This is a genomic window from Cupriavidus consociatus, from assembly GCF_017814975.1.
GTDB lineage: Bacteria > Pseudomonadota > Gammaproteobacteria > Burkholderiales > Burkholderiaceae > Cupriavidus > Cupriavidus consociatus.
The window spans coordinates 1-5,889 of record NZ_JAGIQA010000083.1 but is presented as its reverse complement, the minus strand read 5'-3'; the positions used below and the strand labels follow the sequence as shown (position 1 = coordinate 5,889).

Below are 5,889 nucleotides of genomic sequence, written 5' to 3'. Positions count from 1 at the left end.
CTTGGCACGTGCGGCGTCGCCGAACACTACGTCTTTAGCTGCCATTCTTGAAATCTCCTGAAATCTGTACGGGTGGCTTGCGTGTCGTTAAGCCGATTACTTGGCAACCACGGCCATGATGTCTTCTTCGCGCATGACCAGCAGTTCCTGGCCTTCGACCTTCACGGCCTGGCCGGCATACTTGCCGAACAGCACGCGGTCCCCACCTTGACGTCGAGGACAATGTTGTTGCCCTTGTCATCCTTCTTGCCGGGACCGACGGCGAGCACTTCGCCTTGATCGGGCTTCTCGGCAGCGTTGTCGGGAATCACGATACCGGACGCGGTCTTGGTTTTGTTGTCCAGACGCTTCACGATCACGCGGTCGTGCAGAGGACGCAGGTTCATACGGACTCCTAAATACAAAAGTGGTCGTTCAATCAAAAGTTGGCCTAACCGAGGCGACGGTCGTCTGAAAATTTCAAATATCGCAAAAGCTTTAGCACTCTTCTCAGACGAGTGCCAATTATAGAGAGGGGGTATGGCCATTTCAAGACAGCGAATTGCAGCGACATCCGAAAAGCCAATCATTAACCTCGCCATTGTATATGAAGGCAGTTTCATAATTGGACGGCGCTGCGCTTTGCAGTAGCCACTGATTCGCTTCCATATTCCAGAGTCTTTTGTCGTGTACCTTACTCGGGATACAAGTATCACCGCTGGGCCAAGGGTCAGGTGGTGACGCGCAAGGATGATCGGATCGTCGATGTCAGCCAAAGCTACCCAATGGCATCGAGGCCAAGGGCGCCGGCGCTGACCCCATGACTGGGGACCCAAGCCGACCTTCTTCGCCAAGAGTGGCGAGCACTGAGCCCAAAGCTATTTGCAGAAGCTAAGCCGAGGTCTGGTCAATCTTTATGCCAGGAGTTGGGCGATGTAGTTACGATTTACGCCGGTCAGGATGACCGCGATCGGCGTGCCGTTGGCGTCGGTGGCGACGTGATACTTGGACCCGGGTCGCGCTAGAAATCGATGCGGCCCGCTGCACGAAGCATTGCGGACTTTTTTCGCCTAACGGCCGGTCCTCAACCGCACAAAGGTGGCGGCAATGTCCGGTAAATGACATTTCCCCAAAGCAATGTTGTTCGTCGCGACCGACATTGAGTGTCGTCGAGACCATGAAAAGCCGGGTGTCTTGGAATTTGCGTGGCACGACACTTGCGTTATCCCTCTGGGTTCTAGAGTCGCTGACATGTCCTAACCGACTGACCACCCATGGTAAGGCCTCACGACGTCGACGTCGTGACTTACAACAATGTGCAGTTCATGATAACGATTAACACGTGCGCCGTTCCCATTTACGAGGAATAAGAGGAAGCCCTGGAATCATGAAGAACCCCGCGTTGCCAATGTTACTGTTTGCAGCGACGCTGGTCGTTGCCTGCGGTAACAAACATGACGCGAGCGAAGAAAATTTCGCCGCCGCAGTCAATCAGTATCTCGATAAGCATGGGGATCTCTGCCTGACGCTGCTGCAATGGCCGACTGACATTCCTGTCGAGAAAATAGAAGTTTCGAAAGTCATGAAGCGGGATAGCCCTGCAAAATATCTGGATGCGCTTGTTGCGGCGGGGCTCGCTTCGGAATCGGATATCGTCGTTGATCAACTACGCTACGACGGCAAACCGAATGGTCATGCTTATAATGTGAAGCGATACGTCCTCAGTGAAATTGGTAGAAGATACTATAGGGAGCAGTCAACGTCCGCGGTGGGGGGCTCGCCGGAAGTCGGCGATCTTTGTTTTGGCAAAGCGGCGCTGGATAAGATTGTCAAATGGGACACGCCGATGAACCTTAGGGGTCCTCAGCAAGAGCAGGTCACCTACACATACAAGATTGACAATCTTGCTGAATGGGCCATGAATCCGGCCGTCCAGAAAGCATACCTTGGCCTGCAGTACACTATCGCTAACGCGGGCAAGCAGCAGAAGACGCATGACTTGACGCTCACCAATAATGGCTGGGAGGCCAACGGTCTGTAGGGGGTGCCGCGCCGAGCTCAGCTCTTCGACCAGCGTGCACGTGTACTCCTGCTCCCAACATAGCGCCTGGGAGAACCCCAATGGTCTGTTGGGCCAGTATCTGCCCAAGGGCAACGATTTGTCTGTGTACTCGCAGGGGGGACTTTGACGCCATCGCTGACACCCTCAAACGGCCGGAAGGTACACCCTTTGGGATGGCAGCAGGGCTACAATTTGGCGAAGCGGCTGTCGATGAGAGCCAGAAGTCCGTCCCGCCGAGATGCTGGTAGCCAAATGCAACGATTCCTTGCCTCTATGTCGGCAGGAGCGCATCTTCGATGCGAGGCCTGGCCATTCCTCGGGCCACGCTCGCGCAATGGGTTGACATGTGCGGCGTGCGACTACAGCCACGGGTGGACGCGCTCAAGGGGCAATTCTGCAGCATCGCGTGCTGCATGCCGGCGAGACCGGCGCGCGTCAAGGCAGTTGTCGCTTCATTCATGCAGCCAAACGCTGTCAGGCTGCTTTGCTTGATACTGGTGGGCACGGCAATCTCGCGCTCGGGGTTAAGCGTGACCGTGTCAATTGGCGACCAGTCTCGCGTGTGGCGTGACCAGCGACGCGGGTTGTGCTCACGGGCCTGAACATACAGCGCGTGGCGAGCGGCTAGAATCGTGTCGTCCTGTCCGGCTTGGTGCTGTGCCGGGCTCACGTAGCGGATACCGCTGTGTCGATGCTCGTGGTTGTACCAGTAGACGAAGTGCGCCGCCCACGTACGTGCCGCAGCCAGATCGGCAAAGCCCTTGGACGGGAACTCGGGCCGGTACTTGGCCGTGCGGAAGAGGCTTTCCACGAAGGCATTATCGTCGCTCACCCGTGGACGCGAGTACGAAGGCTCGACGCCTAGCCAGTGCAACATTGCCAGCACCGTGGTGGCCTTGCGTGGCACCATTGTCTCCGTGCAGCACGGGCTTTGCCGCCATGGCATGAATGCCCTCGGCCAGCGCCGTGCGCTGACGAGATGCGCCGCGTGGTCGGCGTCGTCACGATCGTGGACCTCGAAGCCCACGATCTTGCGACTGTACACGTCCAGTATCAGGTACAGGTAAAATCAGCGCCCAGCGACCTCGGCGGGCAAATAGGTCATGTCCCATCACCACAGTTGGCGCGGCCCCGTGGCCACGTGTGTGGTGGGTGGTCGGCTTTGGCGCGGCGCGCTCGATGCCGAGTCTGCCCATGGGCGCGCAGCACCCGGCCAAAGCTCGATTCGCTGGCCAGGTAGACACCCTCATCGGCCAGCATGGGCGCGATGCGCGCTGGCGGCGTGTCGGCAAAGCGCGGCTCGTTGGCGACGGCCAGAATGCGTTCGCGCTCCGCGATGCTCAGCGCATGCGCGGGCGTGGGACGCTCGACCATGGGGCGGCGGTCGCCCCACCAAGCCATCGTGGGCCTTCCAGCGTTGTAGCGAGCGCGCGGTGATGCCAGCTACCTCGCAGGCCAGGCGCAGGCTAGCTCCGCCTGCGTGAGCGGTTTCGATATGACGGACCATCGTGTGGCGATCTTCCAGGCCAGCGCAGCTCGCGCTCGAGTTGGCGCCGATCGGCCTTTGTCTCACGAGGGGTGGCACGCGCATCCTCGGGCTCAGCCAGCGCCTGCGTGGCGGCAGCGCCGCCACTGCTCCAACTCCTGCGGATACACACCGTTCTCACGGCACCAGGCGTTCTTGCTGGCCTCGTCCATCGCAGCCGTCGCCAGCACCGCCTCAAACCGGGCCGCCGATGTCCATGTTCGCACGTTAGCGCTCCAGCGTGACCACTGCCACACCCAATTCCCTTGAAACCACTTCCACCGCCGCACTCTCCGGCGGTAGCAACCGCGTTTACTGCACGATCCTTGAAATCCTCCCCTTAACGAGCCACTTCTCTCTCTTATCGCCCCCAGGGTTCAAATTCTATCGAGGCGACAAATGGAATGAACGCCCCTACCTACCGGAGGTGGGGGCTGCAAAGTGAGTGGTTTCTCACAGTCCGACGGCACCAAAGTGGCCAAAATGAGGCAGGTCACTCAGTTCTTCACCGGAGGGTCAAAATGAAGAGTATGACGGTCGGGGTGGACATCGCGAAAAATGTGTTCCAGCTTCACTGGGGAGATGCTGACACAGGTGAAGTCGTCAACAAGCAACTCAAGCGCGCCGTGTTCCTCGAACATTTTTCGAATCGTGAGCCCTGTTTGATTGGTATGGAGGCGTGTGGTGGCGCACAGCATTGGGCACGGCGATTGACCGAGATGGGTCATCAGGTAAGGCTGATGCCGGCGAAATTCGTCAAGGCTTTCGTAATCGGCAATAAAAATGACCCGGCGGATGCACGTGCGATCTGGATGGCCACACAGATGCCCAGCAAAGCCGTAGCAGTGAAGACCGAAGCGCAGCAGGCCGTACTGGAGTTGCATCGGTTGCGGCAACAAAAGGTCAAGTTCCGAACGATGCAGATGAACAGTCTGCGGGGGTTACTATCCGAATACGGCGAGGTGATGGCCAAGAGCCGCGCCGCGCTGGACAAGGCGACCCCCGGGGTGCTGGCAAGGCTCGCGGAGCGTCTGCCAGCGATGCTGATCGAATCGTTACGCGAGCTATGGAATGACCTTGAGCGCCTTGACAAGCAAATCGCCCAGATTGAGCGGCGTTTGCAAACCTGGATGAAAAGAGGACAAGGCGTGCAAGACAATTTCCGCGATCCCAGGCGTTGGCTTGCTGACGGCGACGGCCACTGTCGCGAGCATGGGTAACGCGAAGGCGTTCAAGTCCGGCCGCGAGTTTGCCGCCTGGCTTGGCCTCGTACCCAAGCAGACCGGCACCGGCGGGAAGATCCAGCTACTGGGAATTAGCCTGCGCGGCGACACGTACGTGCGCACGCTCCTGATCCACGGCGCGCGCAGCGTGCTATCCGGCGCGAAGGATGCCGGAGCGTGGGCTGAGCAAATGCAGAAACGAGGACCGTCGAACGTGGTCACCGTAGCCCTTGCCAACAAGATGGCTCGAACCATCTGGGCAGTCCTCGCGCATGACACCCAATTGCTGCCGCTCGTCGACGCGATCCCGCCCATTTGCGGCGTGCGCGGCCGACCGCTTCAGAAGCCAAAAGTCATCTATGCAGACCGAGGCTATGATTCCGAGCCACATCGTCAGCGGCTTCGCGAGCGCGGCATCAAACCGGTGCTTGCCAAACGCCGGACTGAGCACGGTAGTGGTCTGGGCAAATTCCGCTGGGTTGTCGAGCGTACTCATGCGTGGCTTCACAACTTTCGTCGTCTTCGCATTCGCTTCGAACGTCGGGCTGACATTCATGAAGCGCTCCTCAAGTTCGGCTGTTCTCTCGTCTGCTGGAACATTCTCAGGCGCGCTGAGCCGTCTTTTTGAAATGGTCTCTAATCTTACTGTGTCACAAATGTGATCGATCAGCCAGACGCGCAACATGGGCAAAGGCCAAGGCTGCGCATCAGGTGGAAGCTAAGTTGATGACGGAGTGTGGTGATTGAATTAGTCACGTGTCGCTGCGCGCGCAGGGCTGCCACGGGGGATGTAATCAGCGGGAAGCGCAGGTATCTGGCGTTCGAGGAAGTTTTTTTTATTCCCTTCGGACTTGACCGCAGCGAGTCGTTCGGCCATCAGGAAGCCATAGGCTGCGATACTCAGCATCGCATGATGGTGGACTCCGCGCCAGCCTCGACCTTCATAGTGACCAAGACCGAGGTCTTGTTTCAAGTCCTGGTAATCGCGCTCAATACGCCAACGCATTTTGGTCACGAACACTAGTTGTTCTATCAGCGCATCGGCTGGTGCTGTGGACAAGAAGTATTTGGTTGGCTCCGCTTCGCCCTCGGGCCACTCG

Annotated in this window: 1 protein-coding gene and 7 pseudogenes; 5 read left to right on the top strand and 3 right to left on the bottom strand. The window is 58.4% G+C overall.

Annotated elements, in window-relative coordinates; all coding sequences use genetic code 11:
- Window positions 1-96 precede the first annotated feature (96 nt).
- Window positions 97-386 (bottom strand): annotated as a pseudogene (locus J8I82_RS37160) (co-chaperone GroES).
- Between the two features lie 980 nt (window positions 387-1,366).
- Between J8I82_RS37160 and J8I82_RS37150 the strand changes: the two are divergent.
- The 3 genes and pseudogenes from J8I82_RS37150 to J8I82_RS38895 form a co-directional block, all read left to right on the top strand.
- Window positions 1,367-2,020 carry a hypothetical protein gene (locus J8I82_RS37150; RefSeq protein WP_209765559.1) on the top strand — a complete coding sequence of 218 codons (654 nt, stop codon included), beginning with the start codon at window positions 1,367-1,369 and terminating at the stop codon, window positions 2,018-2,020.
- Window positions 2,021-2,030: 10 nt separating this feature from the next.
- Window positions 2,031-2,156, top strand: a pseudogene (locus tag J8I82_RS37145) (IS30 family transposase); the annotation flags it as partial.
- Window positions 2,157-2,273: 117 nt separating this feature from the next.
- Window positions 2,274-2,468: pseudogene (locus J8I82_RS38895) on the top strand (IS66 family transposase); the annotation flags it as partial.
- Window positions 2,469-2,543: 75 nt separating this feature from the next.
- Here the strand turns inward: J8I82_RS38895 and J8I82_RS37140 are convergent.
- Window positions 2,544-3,906 (bottom strand): annotated as a pseudogene (locus tag J8I82_RS37140) (IS3 family transposase); the annotation flags it as partial.
- 181 nt (window positions 3,907-4,087) lie between these two features.
- Between J8I82_RS37140 and J8I82_RS37135 the strand changes: the two are divergent.
- Both J8I82_RS37135 and J8I82_RS37130 read left to right on the top strand, forming a co-directional pair.
- Window positions 4,088-5,066, top strand: a pseudogene (locus J8I82_RS37135) (IS110 family RNA-guided transposase); the annotation flags it as partial.
- Window positions 5,067-5,417 (top strand): annotated as a pseudogene (locus tag J8I82_RS37130) (transposase); the annotation flags it as partial. It lies immediately after the preceding pseudogene.
- A 120-nt stretch (window positions 5,418-5,537) separates the two neighbouring features.
- Here the strand turns inward: J8I82_RS37130 and J8I82_RS37125 are convergent.
- Window positions 5,538-5,889 (bottom strand): annotated as a pseudogene (locus tag J8I82_RS37125) (IS701 family transposase); the annotation flags it as partial.